This window comes from Streptomyces vulcanius, from assembly GCF_042653945.1.
In the GTDB taxonomy this organism is placed as follows: Bacteria; Actinomycetota; Actinomycetes; order Streptomycetales; family Streptomycetaceae; genus Streptomyces; species Streptomyces mangrovi.
Genome location: NZ_JBHSFK010000034.1, coordinates 111,543 through 127,496, shown reverse-complemented (window position 1 = coordinate 127,496; position 15,954 = coordinate 111,543). Strand labels below are relative to the sequence as shown.

Genomic DNA, 15,954 nt, shown 5'->3' with positions numbered 1-15,954 from the left:
GAAGTGGCGGGGCAGGGGGACCAGCGGCCTGAGCCATCGAGGGCAGCCAGCATGAAAGCCATCCCTGCCCCACCCGCGCAGTCCCAGAGTCGCGAACTCTCGGGACGCACTCAAGAAGGTAGGGCCGCGTGAGCGTGCCCGCTCCGGCGTTCGACGTGGACGCCGTGGTGCTCGACATCGAGGGCACCACGAGCGCCACCGGCTTCGTCGTGGACGTGCTGTACCCCTACTCGCGCGCCCGCTTCGCCGAACTGCTCACCGAGCGCGCCGTCGAGCCCGAGGTGGCCCGGGCCGTCGCGCAGGTACGGGAGCTGACCGGCGAGCCGGAGGCCGATCCGGCCGCGATCGAGAAGACGCTGAACGCCTGGCTCGACGACGACCGCAAGGCGACCCCGCTGAAGACCCTCCAGGGCATCGTCTGGGCCGAGGGGTTCGGGCGCGGCGACCTCGTCTCGCACTTCTACGACGACGTCGTTCCGGCCCTGCGCGCCTGGCACCTGGCCGGTCTGCGGCTCTACGTCTACTCGTCCGGGTCGGTGTCCGCGCAGCGGGCGTGGTTCACCAACAGCCCGGCGGGCGACCTCATGCCGCTGGTGTCGGGGCTGTACGACACCGAGAACGCCGGCCCCAAGCAGGAACCGGCGTCGTACCGGCGTATCGCGGAGTCGGTGGGGACCGACGGAAGCCGGCTGCTGTTCCTCTCCGACCGGCCGGGCGAGCTGGACGCGGCCCGCGCGGCCGGCTGGCACGCCGTCGGGGTCCGGCGGCCCGGGGAGCCGTACTACGAGCAGGGCGTCGGCGACCACGCGCAGGCGGGGACGTTCGACGAGATCACCGTTTCGAGGAGCACCACGTGACCGACGGCATCAGCGCACTCGACATCGAGGAGGCGGGGGCGGTTCTCGCCGCCGAGTCCGCCCGCTTCGCCTCCTTCGGCTGGATGCGGGGCACCTCCGGCAACCTGTCGGTGGTGCTGTCCCGCGATCCGCTGCGGCTGGCCGTCACCGCGAGCGGCCACGACAAGGGTGAACTGACGCCCGCGGACGTCGTGTTGGTCGACGGACAGGGCGCTGCCGTGCAGGGCGGGAAGCCGTCGGCCGAGGCCGAGCTGCACGCGCGTGTGGCCGCGCTGACCGGCGCGGGGGCGGTCGTGCACGTGCACACCGTGGCGTCGGTGGCGATGGGTCACCGGCACCCGGGCGGGATCGTGTTCCAGGACCTGGAGATGCTGAAGGGCGTCGGCCAGCCGGCCCACGGCGTCGAGGTGACCCTTCCGGTCATCGCCAACAGCCAGGACATGAAGGAGCTCGGCGACCGGCTGGAGGCGGCGCGGGATCCTCGGATGCCGGCCGTGGTCGTGGCGGGCCATGGCCTGTACGTCTGGGGCGGCCATCCGCGCCAGGCCCGCCATCACACCGAAGTGGTCGAGTGGCTGCTGGAGTTGGAGCTCACGCGATAGCCGGCTACTTCAGCCGGTCGCCCGGGAGTTCGCCCGCCGACACCTCGATCACGCCCCGCTCGGTGACCAGCCCGGTCACCAGCCTGCCCGGCGTCACATCGAACGCCGGGTTGTGGCCGCGTGAGCCGACGGGGGCGGTGCGTACGCCGGCCCACTCCAACACCTCGTCCTCGCCGCGGAGTTCGATGTGGATGGCGTCGCCGTTCGGCGTGGCGAGGTCGACGGTGGTCGTGGGGGCCGCCACCAGGAACGGGATGCCCGCGTCCGCGCAGGCCAGGGCCACGCCCACGGTGCCGACCTTGTTGGCGGTGTCGCCGTTGGCGGCGATGCGGTCGGCGCCGACGATCGCCGCGTCGACCTCGCCGCGCAGGATGGTGCCGGCGGCGGCCCCGTCGGCCTGGACGTAGTGCGGGATGCCCTCCTGGACCAGTTCCCAGGCGGTCAGCCGGGAGCCCTGGAGCAGCGGGCGGGTCTCGTCGGCGTAGACGACCTCGACGCGTCCGCGCGCGTGGAGTTCGCGGACGACGCCGAGCGCGGTGCCCCAGCCGGCGGTCGCCAGGGCGCCGGTGTTGCAGTGCGTGAGGATCCGCAGCGGGCGGTCCTCGCCGACCCTCTTGAGCAGCCAGTCCGCGCCGAAGGCGCCCATCGCGCGGTTCGCCTCGACGTCCTCGCGCTGTACGGCGGCGGCCTCCGCCAGCACGGCGTCGAGCCCCTCGCCGAAGCGGGTCATGACGCGGTCCACGCACACCATGAGGTTCACGGCGGTGGGCCGCGCCTCGCGGATCCGGGCGACGGCCGCGCGCACCTCGGCCTCCGTCCAGCCCTCGCGCCCGCCCTGGAGTATCGCGATCGCGACACCGTACGCGCCCGCGGCGCCGATGGCGGGGGCGCCGCGTACGACGAGACGCTGGATCGCGTCGACCAGAGTGTCCACATCGTGGACATCCGCTGTCTCGGTGCGGTGCGGGAGCAGCGTCTGGTCGATGAGCGCGAGGCCGTTTCCGGTCCAGTCGACAGCACGCAATTCCTGGGGCATATCGGGACACTCCTGATGTTCCGGTGGTGTCGGTCACCGTACATGACCTGGGAGAACCATAGTTCGAGACAACCGAGCAGGTGTCCGGAAACGGGTGTTACAGTCCAGCACCCAGTCCGCACACCGAGACGAAGGAGGAAGACCCGTGCTGCTGACCAAGCGCCGTTTCCTCGACTTCGGCCGGTGTGCCGGCGACGGCTGTCGACGCTGAGCCCTCCCCCACCGCCCGTCGCCGCCCCTCACCCTCACCCTCACCCTCACCCGCTCACCGTCGAGCGTGGTTTCGCCGTACCTCCGGAAGGTCCCCCGATGCCTCGCAGAACCCGCCGCCCCCTGCAAGTCGCCGCCGCCACCGCACTCCTGGTCACCGCCGCCACGGCGTGCAACGCCGCCGCCAAGAACGACGCCTCCGACAGCGCGAGCGGCGCCGGCGGCACGTCCTTCACCCTGGTCACCCCGGACGCCGTGGGCCAGAACGAGTTCCTCAAGCTCGCCGTCACCGGCGTCAAGGAGGCGGCGAAGCAGCACGACGGGACGCAGAAGGTCTACGAGTCCACGGACACCGCCTCCCAGCAGCAGAACGTGCAGGCCGCGGTGGACGCCAAGCCGGACGTCATCGTGCTGGTCGGCTTCGAGTTCGCCGACATCGTTGCCCAGCAGGCCCAGAAGAACCCGAAGCAGCAGTTCCTGATCGTCGACGCCTGCACCACCAAGACCTTCGAGAACGTCAGCTGCGCGGTGTTCCGCGAGCACGAGGGCGTCTACCTCGCGGGCGCCGAGGCGGGCCTGCTGAGCAAGTCCGGCAAGGTCGGCGCGGTGGACGTGCTCGACACGCCCCAGTTCCGCCGCTACAGCGACCCGTTCGCGGCCGGCGCCAAGCAGGTCGCGGCGAAGACCGAGACGTCCACCCGGTTCGTCGGCGGGCAGTCCCCCTTCGACGACTCGGCGCGCGCCAAGGAGCAGGCGAACACCCTGCTCGCCAAGGGCTACGACCAGATCATGGCGGCCGCCGCGGCCGGCAACTACGGCGTCTTCGAGGCCGCCAAGGCCAAGGGCGCGTTCGCGTACGGCGTCGACGTCAACCAGTGCCCCTCGGCGCCCGGCACGGTCGTCGACAACGTCGTCAAGCGCACGGACATCGCCGTCGAGAAGGGCATCGAGGCGGTCCTCGGCGGCACGACGGGCACGACCGTGTCGTACGGCCTGAAGGAGGGCGGCATCAGCCTCACCGGCCTGGAGGCCGGCGTCGACTCGTCGAAGTGCGTGATCGCCGATCACAAGGACGTCCTCACGAAGGTGAAGGCGCTGCGCGACCAGATCGTGTCCGGAGAGCTGAAGGTCGATGACCCCGCCGCGAGCTGAGGCAGGGGGCGTCGCGGTCGAACTCCGGGGAATCACCAAGCGGTTCCCCGGCACGCTCGCCAACGACGCCGTCGACCTGACCGTCCGCCACGGCGAGATCCACGCCCTGATGGGCGAGAACGGCGCGGGCAAGTCCACGCTGATGTCCGTCCTGTACGGCATGGAGCGGCCGGACGCCGGCACGGTCCTGATCGACGGCCGGGAGGTGCGCTTCGCCAGCCCGGGCGACGCCATGGCCGCCGGGCTCGGCATGGTCCACCAGAGTTTCAAGCTGTTCGACTCGCTGACGGTCGCCGAGAACGTCGTCTACGCCGCCGAGCCGCGCCGCTTCGGCCTGGTGGACCGGGCCGCCGCCCGCTCCCGGGTGCGCGAACTCGCCGAGGAGCACGGCCTCGCCGTGGACCCGGACGCCCGGGTCGGCGGCCTTCCGGTCGGGCTGCGCCAGCGTGTGGAGATCCTCAAGCTGCTGCACCGGGGCGCCCGCACGCTCATCCTCGACGAACCGACGGCCGTGCTCACCCCGGCCGAGGCGGACGCCCTGTTCGACGTCCTCAAGTCGCTGGCCGCGCAGGGCCGTACGGTCATCCTGGTCACCCACAAGCTGCGCGAGGTGCTGGCGGGCTCCGACCGGGTGACCGTCCTGCGGGACGGCCGGGTGGTCGCGCGGCTCGTCACCGCCGACACCACGGCCGACGAGATCGCCGCCTCGATGACCGGCCGCGCGGTGGAGCTGGACCGGGTCCACGCGCCGGGTACCCCCGGTGCCGCGGTGCTGCGCGTCACCGGTCTCGGCACCGCTTCCGTCCACGATGTGGACCTCACCGTCCACGCCGGCGAGATCGTCGGCATCGCGGGCGTCGCGGGCAACGGCCAGAGCGAGCTGGTCGAGGCGCTGGCCGGGCTGCGACCGGTCACCGCCGGGCAGGTCACGCTCGCCGGCGAGAACATCACCCACGCCTCGGCCACCGAGCGCCGGGCGCGGGGGCTGGCGTACGTCCCCGAGGACCGGCACGCCGTCGGTACGGCGCCCGCCGCGACGGTCGCGGACAACCTGGCGATGGGCCACCACCGTACGTCGCTCTCCTCGCGCGGCCTGCTGCCGCCGGCGGCCGTGCGCGCCCATGCCCGGCGACTGGTCGAGCGGTTCGGCATCAGGGCGGCGAGCACGGACGTACCCGCCTCGGCGCTCTCCGGCGGCAATCTGCAGAAACTGCTGATCGGCCGTGAACTCGCCCATGACGCCCCGCTGCTGCTCGTCGAGCAGCCGACGCGCGGGGTCGACATCGGCGCCATCCAGAACATCCACGACCAGCTGATCGCCTACCGCGACGCCGGTCACGCGGTCCTTCTCGTCTCGGCCGAGCTGAGCGAGATCCGGGGGCTCGCGGACCGGGTCCTGGTGATGTACGAGGGCCGGATAGCGGCGTCGTACACCAAGGACGAGGCGGACGAACGGACGCTGGGCCTCGCGATGGCGGGCGCGCCGGCGGAGGCGACCCACTGACATGACACGCACACGTATATCGGGAGCCCTGCGCTCCCCCCTCACCTTCTCCGTGCTCGCGGGCCTGCTCATCGGCGCGCTGTTCCTTCTCGGCACCGGCGCGGACCCGTTCACGGCGTACGGGGCGGTCCTGACCGGCGCGCTCGGCGGGGACGGCATCGGCGCGACGCTGACCACCTCCACCAGTGTGCTCGGCCTGGCCCTCGCGCTGGCCGTTCCGCTGCGCGCCGGGCTGATCAACCTCGGCGGCGACGGCCAGCTGGTCCTCGGCGGCATCACGGCCGCCGTCACCGGTCTCTACTCGCCGCTGCCCGCACCCCTCACGGTTGTTCTGGCCCTGCTGGCGGGCATGGCGGCGGGCGCCGGGTACGCCGTGCTGGCCGCCCTGTGCGAGAACCACCTCGGTGTCCCGCTGCTGGTCAGCAGTCTGCTGCTGAGCTACCCGGCGGTGTCGCTCGCCTCCTATCTGGCCCGCTACCCGCTCAAGGAGCCGGGCTCCAGCCTCCCGCAGACCCGCGCGCTGCCGGAGGGGGTGGCGCTTCCCGCGTTCGGGGACTCGACGGTCACTCTCGGCCTTGTGCTGGTCGTGCTCGCCGCGGCGGCGTACTGGTTCACCGACCGGCGCACGGCCCTCGGCTACGAGATCCGTATGACGGGTCTCAACTCCCGTTTCTCCGCGTACGCGGGCGTCGAACGCCGGGGCCTGACCCTGAAGTTGATGTCGGTGTCGGGCGGACTCGCCGGACTCGTGGGCGCCATCGGGGTGTTGAGCTTCCCGTACCGCTTCGTGGACGGCTCGCTCACCGGACCCGGCTACACCTGGACCGGGCTGACGGCGGCGCTGCTGGCCGGGGCCGCGCCGCTCGGCACGGTGGTCGCCGCGTTCTTCTTCGCCGTCCTCCAGGTCGGGGGGCTGGCGATGGAGCGGACCACCGAGGTGCCGCGCGAGCTGACCCAGGTGCTGCAGGCGATCGTGATCGTGTTCCTGGCGGCCCGGCTGCGCTTCCCGAGCCGCTGGTTCCACCGCCGTTCCCGGGAAAGCGAGGCGGTGTGATGTTCCTCGACTCCGATCTCCTCATGTCGGCGTTGCGCGCCCTCACCCCCATCCTGCTGGCGGCCCTCGGCGGCGCCCTGTGCGAGCGGGCGGGCGTCTTCAACATCGGTCTCGAAGGCATGATGCTGCTGGGCTGCTTCACCTCCGTGGCGACGAGCTGGTTCACCGGCAGCCCCTGGCTGGGTGTCCTGGCGGCGGCCCTCGCGGCGGCGGCCTACTCGCTGATCCTGGCCGTGGGCGCGGTCACCCTGCGCGGGGACGCGGTGGTCCTCGGCATCGCCATGAACCTCCTCGCCGTCGGGCTGACCAGCTTCCTCCTGCGTACGGTCTTCGGCGTGCAGGGCACCTTCGACGATCCGTCACTTGCCGGTCTGCCGTTGGTCGGTGGCTTCACGCCGCTCGCCTATCTCTCCTGGATCGCGGTCGCCGTGGCCGCCGTGCTGCTGTCCCGGCATGTGTGGGGGCTCAGGCTGCGCGGGGTCGGCGAGGCACCCGACGCGGCGGCCACGCTCGGGGTGCGGCCGGCGGCGTACCAGTACGGCGTGATCCTGCTTTCCGGGGTGTTGTGCGGGCTGGCCGGCGCCCAACTCGCCCTGGGCAACGTCACGTTGTTCACGGAGAACATGACCGCCGGGCGTGGTTGGATCGCTGTCGTGGCCGTCATGCTGGGCCGGGCCGCGCCGCTCGGTGTGCTGTTCGCGGCGCTGCTGTTCGGGCTCGCGGAGGCGGCGGGCTTCCGGCTGCAGGGCCTCGGTCTGCCGCAGCAGGCGACCGACGCCGCGCCGTACGTCGTCACGCTCGGCGCGCTCTTCCTCACGACGGCCCGCCGCCGTCGCCGTCCCTCTGGAGCACGTTCATGACGCAGGACCCTCTGCCCGTCACCCGCATACCCCGCACCGGTCTGCCCGCGCATGCCGTGGTCGTCGGCGACCCGGCGCGCGCGGCTGCCGTGGCCGCCCTCCTCGACGGCGCCGAGGAGGTGTCGTACCACCGCGAGTACCGGGTGTTCAGCGGGAGTTGGAAGGGCGTGCCGGTGGTCGTCGCCTCGCACGGGGTGGGCGGCCCGGGCGCGATCCTGCTGTTCCAGGAGCTGGCGGACGCCGGCGTGCACACCCTGCTGAGGTTCGGTACGGCGGGCGCGATGAAGCCGGGCATCGGCGACGGCGATCTCGTCGTCGCGGAGGCGGCGGTGCGGGACGACGGGGTGACGCAGCAGTTGCTGCCCCCGGAGTACCCGGCGGTCGCGGCCCCCGAGGCGGTGCTCGCGCTCCAGCGCGCGGCCCGCGAGCAGGGCGCCGCGCACCACCGGGGCATCGTCTGGACGCGTGCGGCCTTCCAGCCGGGCCTGATCCCGCTCTTCTCCTACGACGGCGCGGGGCTCGCCGCGATCGAGATGGAACTGTCGGCGCTGCTGGTCACGGCCTCGCTGCGCGGGCTGGTCGCGGGCGGGGTGCTGGTGATCGACGGAGCCAACGCCGACGAGTTGGTCGACAAGGAAACCACCGGTGGCTACGACCCGCACCGCGAGGTCGTCGCGGCCGGTGTAGAGCGCGGTGCCGTCGTCGCCCTGGAGGCGCTGCGGCTGCTGGCCGAGGACAACCGGGAGGATCGCGCGTGAACGTCGACCTGCTGGTGCACGGCGGTGACGTACTCACCGTGGACGAGACCGGAACCGTCGTACCGGACGGGGCGGTCGCCGTCCACGAGGGCGAGATCGTGGCCGTGGGACCGGCGCGGCACCTCAGGGCGCGCCACCCTGCCGCCAAGGAGATCGACGCCGAGGGGTGTCTGGTCCTGCCCGGGCTGGTCAACGCCCACACCCACCTGGCGATGACGCTGCTGCGCGGCAGGGCCGACGACGTCACCCTCCAGGGGTTCCTGGAGCGGGTGCTGAAGTGGGAGGCGGAGCTGCTGTCGCCGGAAACGGTGGCGGCGGCCGTGCGGCTGGCGGTCGCCGAGAGCGTACGGGCCGGGGTGACCTCGGCGCTGGACATGTACTGGTTCCACGAGGCGGCCGAGCGATCGGCGCGGGAGGCGGGCTGGCGGCTGCTGACGGGGCCCACCTTCATGGACGTACCGGAGCCGCCGGACGGCCTGGCGTACGAGGAGCGGCTCGCGTGGGCGCGGCGGGAGCTGACGGCGCAGGAGCCGCGGGAGGGGCTGCGGCCGGTGGTCTTCGCGCACTCCGCGTACACGCTCTCCCCACCGCAGCTCACCGAGGTGTTCGCGCTGGCCCGGGAGTTCGGGGCGCTGGTGCACATCCACGCGGCGGAGAACGCCACCGAGGTGGCGACCGTCGAGGTGCGGTACGGGAAGCGGCCGGTGGAACTGCTGGACTCGCTCGGGCTGCTCGGCCCCGATGTGCTGCTCGCGCACGCCGTCGACCTCACCGGGCCGGAGATCGCGGCGCTGGCCCGCACGGGCACGGCCGTCGCGCACTGTCCGGTGTCGAACCTGAAACTGGGCTGCGGGATCGCGCCGGTGCCACGGCTGCTGAGCGCGGGCGTGACGGTGGGCCTGGGCACCGACGGGGCGGTCAGCTCGAACGCGCTGGACGTCCTGGGGGCGGTACGGCAGGCGGCGCTGGTGCACAAGGCGGGCGGCGACCCGACGGCGGTCGGTGCCGAACAGGCCGTCCGGATGGCGACGATCGAGGGCGCGCGGGCGCTCGGCCTGGCCGACCGGCTGGGCTCCCTCGAGGCCGGCAAGCGGGCCGATCTGATCGTGCTCGACCTGGGCGGGCCCCACCTGCGGCCGGCGCACGACCCGTGGTCCACGCTGGCGTACACGGCTCAGTCGGCGGATGTGCGAGACACGGTGGTGGACGGGCGGGTGCTGATGCGGGACCGTACGCTGACGACGCTGGACGAGCAGGCCGTGATCTCCGAACTGGAGGCGGTCGTCCGATCGCTCCCCACCAGGGCGATCAGGTGCTCATAATGTCCTGAGACATCCGATGTCTGAGCGGTCGGGTGTCTGGATGTCCGAGCGCATCGGAGCGAGACTGGGAGGCCGTCATGGCAGTCACCGACGAGGCGATCGAGAAGATCAAGGGAATGATCGTCTCGGGTGCGCTGCGCCCCGGGGACCGGCTGCCCAAGGAGAGTGAGCTGGCCGCCGATCTCGGCCTGTCCCGCAACTCCCTGCGGGAGGCCGTGCGCGCGCTGTCGCTGATCCGGATCCTGGACGTACGCCAGGGCGACGGCACCTACGTCACCAGTCTCGACCCCCAGCTGCTGCTCGAGGCGCTGAGCTTCGTCGTCGACTTCCACCGCGACGACACGGTCCTGGAGTTCCTGGCGGTGCGCCGCATCCTGGAGCCGGCCGCGACGGCGATGGCGGCGCTGCGCATCAGCGAGCAGCAACTGGGGGCGCTGGAGGCCCAGCTGGACAAGCTGGGCGATCAGCCGTCGGTGGAGGAGCTGGTGGCCTGCGATCTGGAGTTCCACCGGGGCATCGTGCAGAGCGCCGGCAACTCGGTGCTGTGCTCGCTGCTGGACGGGCTGTCCGGGCCCACCACCCGGGCCCGGATCTGGCGCGGGCTGACCCAGGAGGACGCGGTCAGCGGCACGCTGCGCGAGCACCGGGCGATCCTGGCGGCCCTGCGCGACCGGGACACGGAGGCGGCGCGGTCGTGGGCGACGGTGCACATCGCGAGCGTGGAGCAGTGGCTCAGGTCGACGCTCTGAACCTGCCCTTCGCACAGCGTGTCCCAGGATGGCGAACGGGGCAGTGATCCGTTCACTCCCCCGTGCAAGGGGGCTGCGGGCGCCCCTGCCGAACGCCGTAAGGTTGGGTGGTCAGGCGAGGGCACGTCGGAAGGAGGCGCTGGGTGATCGAGCTCGAGGGGGTTCCCGAGCTGATCGACCCGGTCATGGTGGCCGCGTTCGAGGGCTGGAACGATGCCGGCGACGCAGCCTCCACCGCGGTCGCGCATCTGGAGCGGGAGTGGAAGGGCGAGGTGTTCGCGGCGCTGGACGCCGAGGACTACTACGACTTCCAGGTGAACCGCCCCACGGTGTTCATGGAGGGCGGCGTGCGCAAGATCACATGGCCCACGACAAGGTTGTCGGTGGTCCGGGTCGGCGGTGAGAAGCCGCGGGACCTGGTGCTCGTGCGGGGTATCGAACCGTCCATGCGCTGGCGCTCGTTCTGCAACGAGCTGCTGGGCTTCGCGCACGAGCTGGGTGTGGAGCTGGTGGTCATCCTGGGCGCACTGCTCGGTGACACCCCGCACACCCGTCCGGTGCCGATCAGCGGGACGACCTCCGACACGGATCTGGCGCAGCGGATGGACCTGGAGGAGACCAAGTACGAGGGCCCGACGGGCATCGTCGGGGTCCTGCAGGAGGCGTGCACGCACGCGGGCGTGCCGGCGGTGTCGCTGTGGGCGGCCGTGCCGCACTACGTGTCGCAGCCGCCGAACCCGAAGGCGACGCTGGCGCTGCTCAACCGGCTGGAGGACCTGATCGACGTGCGCGTCCCGCTGGGCGAGCTGCCCGAGGACGCGCGGGCCTGGCAGGTGGGCGTGGACCAGCTGGCGGCGGAGGACAGCGAGGTCGCGGAGTACGTGCAGACGCTGGAGGAGGCCCGGGACACCGCGGAGCTGCCGGAGGCGTCGGGCGAGGCGATCGCGCGTGAGTTCGAGCGCTATCTGCGGCGCCGGGACGGCGGCGGCCCGCCGGCCCCCGGGGAGCGGACCCGTCCGCCGAAACCGCCGAAGCCGAGCGGGGACTCCGCGGACTTCACCGAACCCGCGGGCTTCACGGAGCCCGCGGAGTCCGCAGAGCCCGCCGAATCGGCAGAGTCCACCGAGGACGACGATTCGTCGGAGGACTGAGAGCACCGGGAGGGGCGGCGCGTGTGACACGCGCCGCCCCTCCTGTCATGCCGGTACGGCGACGATCGCGTACGTCGTCTCCGGGGTCGGCGTGGTGGAGAACCTCGCGTTGGGCAGGTAGAGCCGGTCCCCGAACGCGGCGACCGTGGTCGGCACGTCGAAGTCGGCGTCCGTGATCCGGCGCCGGAAGACACCGCTGCGGCCGTCGGTGGCGAGCGTGAACACGTCGATCGCGTTCTGCCGGTTCTGTACGACGTACAGCGTCCGCCCGGCACGCAGCAGCCCGTCGCCGTTGGTGAGCGGGGCCGCGTCCCCGAGGTCGACCAGTGCGGTCACGCCGGTGCGGGGGTCGACCCGGTGCAGCCCGCCGGCCCCGGACTGCACGACGAGCAGCGCGGAGCCGTCGGGGGTGCGGGTGATGCCGTTGGCGTTCACGCTGCCGTCGGCGGCCTGGGTCCAGTCACCGCTCAGCGGGAGCCGTACGACGTCGGCGGCGTCCGGCAGTTCGCCGCGCCGGCCGAGCGGCAGGGCGTACAGCACCGGCTGGAAGGAGTCGGTGAACCAGGCCGCGCGCGGGGTGAGGAACACGTCGTTGGTGAACGTGGGCGTGGTGGTGGCGAGTGGGTAGGAGGCGAGGATGTCGCCGCTGCGGACGTCCACCACCCGGGCGCCGAAGTCGCGGCCGGCGACGAACAGCCGCCCCCGGTCGTCGAGTTTGAGGCCGACGGAGGGGGTGCCGGGGCCGGTGGAGACGATGCCGCCCTCGCCGGTGCGCAGGTCGGCGCGGTAGATGGAGCCGTCGCCGAGGGAGCCGAGGTAGGCGTGGGGGCCGCGGCCGATGGCGATGCCCTCGGGGCGGAAGCCGTCGGGCAGGGGGATCACGTCCGGCCACGAGGCGGCGGCGTGGGCGGTCGTGCCGAGGGAGACGGCGCCCAAGGCAGCGGCGCCGACCGCGAGCATGCGACGGCGGGAGAGGGGGCGTGCGAAGGAACCGTGCGTGGGTGCCACGGAACGTCCTTCCGCGTAGGGACCGGCAGTTGGCCGGTCCGACGGTCAACTACCGCCCCACCTCACCACAGAGTCCCCTGTGTCACAGGTCCTCGTGACCGGTCCACAGCATTTCGACAGCAAGGGGGCCCTTCCCGCGCCACCCGGGAAGGGCCCCTCTCACCTCGGGCTACAGCGCGACGCCGAGCAGCGCGTCCACGGCCCGGGACACCACTCCGGGCGCGCCGGTGTCGGTGCCGCCCTGTTCCTGCTGGAGGGCCGCCCAGCGGTCGACGGCGGCGAGGGCGGCCGGGGCGTCGAGGTCGTGCGCGAGGGCCTCGCGGATCTCCTCGACGAGTGCCTCGGCGGGCGGTCCGTCGGGCCGGGAGACGGCCGCGCGCCAGCGTCCGAGCCGGGCGACGGCGTCCGGGAGCACCTGGTCGGTCCACTCCCAGTCGGCCCGGTAGTGGTGGGCGAGCAGGGCGAGCCGGATGGCGGCGGGGTCGACGCCGTCGCGGCGCAGTGCCGACACGAAGACCAGGTTGCCCTTGGACTTGGACATCTTCTCGCCGTCGAGGGCGACCATGCCGGCGTGGACGTAGGCCTTGGCCATGGGGAACTCGCCGGTGAGCACCTGGGCGTGCGAGGCGCCCATCTCGTGGTGCGGGAAGGCGAGGTCGGAGCCGCCGCCCTGGACGTCGAAGGTCATGCCGAGGTGGTCCAGGGCGATGGCGACGCACTCGATGTGCCAGCCGGGGCGGCCGCGGCCCAGGGTGGCGCCGTCCCAGCTCGGCTCGCCCTCGCGGGCGGCCATCCACAGCATCGGGTCGAGCGGGTTCTTCTTGCCCGGCCGGTCCGGGTCGCCGCCGCGCTCGGCGGACAGCAGCCGCATGGCGGCGGCGTCGAGGTTCGAGACCCTGCCGAAGTTCGGGTCCGACTCGACGGAGAAGTAGACGTCGCCGTCGAGGTCGTAGGCGGCGCCCGCGTCCCGGAGCCGCTCGACGAGCGGCACTATGCCGGGTATGGCCTCGACGGCGCCTATGTAGTGCCGCGGCGGGAGCATCCGCAGGGCGGTCATGTCCTCGCGGAAGAGGGCGGTCTCCTTCTCGGCGAGGGCGACCCAGTCGACGCCGTCACGCACGGCGCGCTCCAGGAGCGGGTCGTCGACGTCGGTGACGTTCTGGACGTAGTGGACCTGCCGCTTGGTGTCGAGCCACACACGCTGAACGAGGTCGAACGCGTTGTAGGTCGCCGCGTGACCCATGTGGGTCGCGTCGTACGGGGTGATGCCGCAGACGTAGAGACGGGCGACGGGACCGGGGTCGAGGGTGACCAAGCCACCGGTTGCGGTGTCGTGGATCCTCAGGTCGCGGCCCTGACCGGGCAGGGCGGGGACCTCGGAAGCGGGCCAGGCATGCATGTACATGAGCGTAACCGGACCGGAGTTGCGTATACGAACCGGAGCGGGGCCGAACGGCCGGGAAGGCACTCTTGCCGGGGCCCGGCCGGTGTGCATGCGGGCGGCCCGCGGGGTCTCAGACGGGCGGCCAGGGGATGGCGGGCCACTCGCCGCTCGGCTCCGGGTGCTTGCCGGACTCCAGAAGGGCGTCCACACGCGCGCGTGTGGCGTCGAGTTCGGCCGGGGTGATGAGGGCGGCGAGAGTGGCGGCGAGCCGTCCGGAGGGCTCCAGGGTGCCCTTGAGGACCTTGAGGACCTCGACGGCCTCCCCCGTCAGGGGCTCCCCCGCCCAGCCCCACAGGAGGGTGCGCAGCTTGTTCTCGGTGTTGAAGGTCACTCCGTGGTCGATGCCGTAGAGCCCGCCGTCGGCGGTGGGCAGCAGATGGCCGCCCTTGCGGTCGGCGTTGTTGATCACCGCGTCGAGGACGGCGAGCCGCCGCAGCCGCTCGTCGTCGGCGTGCACCAGGAGCGCGGTCTTCCCTTCGCCGACCTCGGCGAGCCCGATGGCCTTCCAGCCGGGCTCCGGCTCCTCGGCGTCGACCAGGGCGAGCAGCTCTGCCTCCGGGACGGCCTCGATCCACAGCTGGCACATGCCCTCGCCGTAGGGTCCCTCGCGCAGCACGGTGGGCGGGACGAGGTCCCAGCCGGTGGCCGCGGCTACCTCGTAGGCGGCGACCTCGCGCTGTGCGAGGGTGCCGTCGGGGAAGTCCCACAGGGGGCGCTCGCCGGCGACCGGCTTGTACACGCAGGCGGCCTCGCGGCCTTCGTGCGCGACGGTGCAGTACAGGGCCGCGTTGGAGGCGTCGCGGATACGGCCCCGTACGGTCAGCTCCCCGCGCGCGAGCAGGTCGGCGGAGGCCGGGTCGGTGGTCGTCACGCCCCGCGACGGTATCCGTTCTGGCGCGGACATACGTGTCCTTCCGGGTCGAGCGGCAGGCTGCACAGCGGGCACGGCGGCCGGCCCGCGTTGACGACGTCGAGGGCGCGCTTGGCGAAGGCTCTCGCCATCGCGCCGGTGAGCCGGACCCGCAGCATCGGGGGTCCGTTCTCCTCGTCCTGGAGGAGCCGTTCCTCGGCCTCGGCGAGATCCTCGTCGGAGTCCGCCTCCAACTCCACGAGGGCCTGGGCCTCGACGATCATGCGCTGTTCCTCGCCGTCCCAGGCGAGGGCCATGGTGCCGACCCGGAACTCCTCCTCGACGGGGGTGTCGAGGGGGGCGGTGTCGGCGTTCTCGGTGGGTGACACGGCGGGCACGGGGGCGTTGCCGCCGCTACGGCGTACGACCTCGTCCAGCAGCTCGTCCATGCGCTCGGCGAGCGCGGCGACCTGGGTCTTCTCCAGGGCCACACTGGTCACTCGGGAGCCCGCGGTGGCCTGGAGGAAGAAGGTACGGCGCCCGGGCAGTCCGACCGTACCGGCCACGAAGCGGTCCGGTGGGTCGTAGAGGAACACCTGACGGGACACGTCCTGTCTCCATGGGATTCGGGGTTTCGGAAACGTCCATGCGTGTACGCGCGCGAGTGGACCGCTTCACCCTACTGCGGCCGACGATCACGGTGCGCCCGCGGAGCCTCCGACGGTCGCCTCGCCGGTCGGGGGCTCCTCGCGGGGGGCGAGGGAGGCGAAGTCGCCGGTGTCGCCGAGGCGTACGAGAAAGGGCCGCAGCCGGGTGTAACGGATCGCTGTCACGGAACACGGTTCCACGGAGATCCGCTGGAAGAGGTCGAGATGAAGACCGAGAGCATCCGCCACGAGCGACTTGATGATGTCGCCGTGCGAGCACATCAGGTAGACGGCGTCGGCGCCGTGATCGCGCTCCACACGCGCGTTCCACTCCCGTACGGCCTCGGCGGCGCGGGTCTGCATGGCCCGCATGGACTCGCCGCCGGGGAAGACCGCCGCCGACGGGTGGGTCTGGACGACCTCCATCAGGGGTTCGTCCTTCAGTTCGGCGAGTTTGCGGCCGGACCAGTCGCCGTAGTGGGCCTCCCCGATCCGCTCGTCGGTGTGCAGGGTCAGCCCGGGGCGGGCCTCCAGGAGGGGACGGACGGTCTCCTGGCAGCGCTGCAGGGGGCTCGCGACGACCTCGGTGATCGGCAGCCCCGCGAGCCTGCCGGGCAGGGTGGCGGCCTGTGCGGTCCCGCGCTCGTCGAGGGCGACGCCGGGTGTCCAGCCGGCGAGCACTGCGGAGGTGTTGGCGGTCGAACGTCCGTGCCGGACGAGGATCAGGGTGGGCATGCGGCCCAGAGTAGG

Annotated in this window: 16 protein-coding genes; 10 read left to right on the top strand and 6 right to left on the bottom strand. The window is 72.5% G+C overall.

What is annotated here, in order from left to right; translation table 11 throughout:
• Window positions 1-128: 128 nt before the first annotated feature.
• Both mtnC and mtnB read left to right on the top strand, forming a co-directional pair.
• Window positions 129-857, top strand: coding sequence for an acireductone synthase (gene mtnC / locus ACFPIH_RS39615; RefSeq protein ID WP_381180356.1), 729 nt, complete (start codon window positions 129-131; stop codon window positions 855-857).
• Window positions 854-1,459, top strand: coding sequence for a methylthioribulose 1-phosphate dehydratase (gene mtnB / locus ACFPIH_RS39610; protein WP_381180354.1), 606 nt, complete (start codon window positions 854-856; stop codon window positions 1,457-1,459). The genes mtnC and mtnB overlap by 4 nt, the downstream gene beginning before the upstream one ends.
• Before the next feature lie 4 nt (window positions 1,460-1,463).
• Here mtnB and mtnA read toward each other — a convergent pair whose 3' ends face one another.
• Window positions 1,464-2,495 carry an S-methyl-5-thioribose-1-phosphate isomerase gene (gene mtnA, locus ACFPIH_RS39605; protein WP_381180352.1) on the bottom strand — a complete coding sequence of 344 codons (1,032 nt, stop codon included), beginning with the start codon at window positions 2,493-2,495 and terminating at the stop codon, window positions 1,464-1,466.
• Window positions 2,496-2,804: 309 nt separating this feature from the next.
• Here mtnA and ACFPIH_RS39600 point away from each other — a divergent pair, with 309 nt between their 5' ends.
• From ACFPIH_RS39600 to ACFPIH_RS39565, 8 genes are all read left to right on the top strand, one after another.
• Complete coding sequence (locus ACFPIH_RS39600) at window positions 2,805-3,857, top strand: BMP family ABC transporter substrate-binding protein (protein ID WP_381180350.1); 1,053 nt, start codon at window positions 2,805-2,807, stop codon at window positions 3,855-3,857.
• Window positions 3,838-5,361 (top strand): ABC transporter ATP-binding protein, encoded by a 1,524-nt coding sequence (locus tag ACFPIH_RS39595; protein ID WP_381180348.1) that lies wholly within the window; start codon window positions 3,838-3,840, stop codon window positions 5,359-5,361. The genes ACFPIH_RS39600 and ACFPIH_RS39595 overlap by 20 nt, the downstream gene beginning before the upstream one ends.
• A 1-nt stretch (window position 5,362) precedes the next feature.
• On the top strand, window positions 5,363-6,415 hold the full coding sequence (locus ACFPIH_RS39590) for an ABC transporter permease (protein ID WP_381180346.1): 1,053 nt from the start codon (window positions 5,363-5,365) through the stop codon (window positions 6,413-6,415).
• Window positions 6,415-7,275, top strand: coding sequence for an ABC transporter permease (locus tag ACFPIH_RS39585; protein WP_381180344.1), 861 nt, complete (start codon window positions 6,415-6,417; stop codon window positions 7,273-7,275). The genes ACFPIH_RS39590 and ACFPIH_RS39585 overlap by 1 nt, the downstream gene beginning before the upstream one ends.
• A complete protein-coding gene (locus ACFPIH_RS39580; protein WP_381180343.1) occupies window positions 7,272-8,033 on the top strand; it encodes a nucleoside phosphorylase in 762 nt (253 codons plus the stop codon). The genes ACFPIH_RS39585 and ACFPIH_RS39580 overlap by 4 nt, the downstream gene beginning before the upstream one ends.
• Window positions 8,030-9,355 (top strand): amidohydrolase, encoded by a 1,326-nt coding sequence (locus ACFPIH_RS39575; RefSeq protein ID WP_381180341.1) that lies wholly within the window; start codon window positions 8,030-8,032, stop codon window positions 9,353-9,355. The genes ACFPIH_RS39580 and ACFPIH_RS39575 overlap by 4 nt, the downstream gene beginning before the upstream one ends.
• Before the next feature lie 77 nt (window positions 9,356-9,432).
• The gene (locus tag ACFPIH_RS39570) at window positions 9,433-10,104 is read left to right on the top strand and encodes a FadR/GntR family transcriptional regulator (RefSeq protein WP_381180340.1); all 672 of its coding nucleotides are present in this window, start codon (window positions 9,433-9,435) and stop codon (window positions 10,102-10,104) included.
• A gap of 143 nt (window positions 10,105-10,247) precedes the next feature.
• On the top strand, window positions 10,248-11,255 hold the full coding sequence (locus ACFPIH_RS39565) for a PAC2 family protein (RefSeq protein ID WP_381180339.1): 1,008 nt from the start codon (window positions 10,248-10,250) through the stop codon (window positions 11,253-11,255).
• Window positions 11,256-11,300: 45 nt separating this feature from the next.
• On the opposite strand, the gene ACFPIH_RS39560 is transcribed toward ACFPIH_RS39565, so the two are convergent.
• The 5 genes from ACFPIH_RS39560 to ACFPIH_RS39540 all read right to left on the bottom strand — a co-directional run bounded on the left by ACFPIH_RS39560 (window position 11,301) and on the right by ACFPIH_RS39540 (window position 15,939).
• Window positions 11,301-12,263 (bottom strand): SMP-30/gluconolactonase/LRE family protein, encoded by a 963-nt coding sequence (locus tag ACFPIH_RS39560; RefSeq protein ID WP_381180338.1) that lies wholly within the window; start codon window positions 12,261-12,263, stop codon window positions 11,301-11,303.
• Window positions 12,264-12,432: 169 nt separating this feature from the next.
• Window positions 12,433-13,662, bottom strand: coding sequence for a cysteine--1-D-myo-inosityl 2-amino-2-deoxy-alpha-D-glucopyranoside ligase (gene mshC, locus ACFPIH_RS39555; protein ID WP_381180337.1), 1,230 nt, complete (start codon window positions 13,660-13,662; stop codon window positions 12,433-12,435).
• Between the two features lie 115 nt (window positions 13,663-13,777).
• Window positions 13,778-14,611, bottom strand: a complete 834-nt coding sequence (locus ACFPIH_RS39550) for an SCO1664 family protein (protein ID WP_381180335.1) — start codon at window positions 14,609-14,611, stop codon at window positions 13,778-13,780.
• Window positions 14,575-15,165, bottom strand: coding sequence for a DUF3090 domain-containing protein (locus ACFPIH_RS39545; RefSeq protein WP_381180333.1), 591 nt, complete (start codon window positions 15,163-15,165; stop codon window positions 14,575-14,577). Before ACFPIH_RS39545 ends, ACFPIH_RS39550 begins: the two co-directional genes overlap by 37 nt.
• An 87-nt stretch (window positions 15,166-15,252) precedes the next feature.
• Window positions 15,253-15,939 carry a histidine phosphatase family protein gene (locus ACFPIH_RS39540; RefSeq protein WP_381180331.1) on the bottom strand — a complete coding sequence of 229 codons (687 nt, stop codon included), beginning with the start codon at window positions 15,937-15,939 and terminating at the stop codon, window positions 15,253-15,255.
• Window positions 15,940-15,954 lie beyond the last annotated feature (15 nt).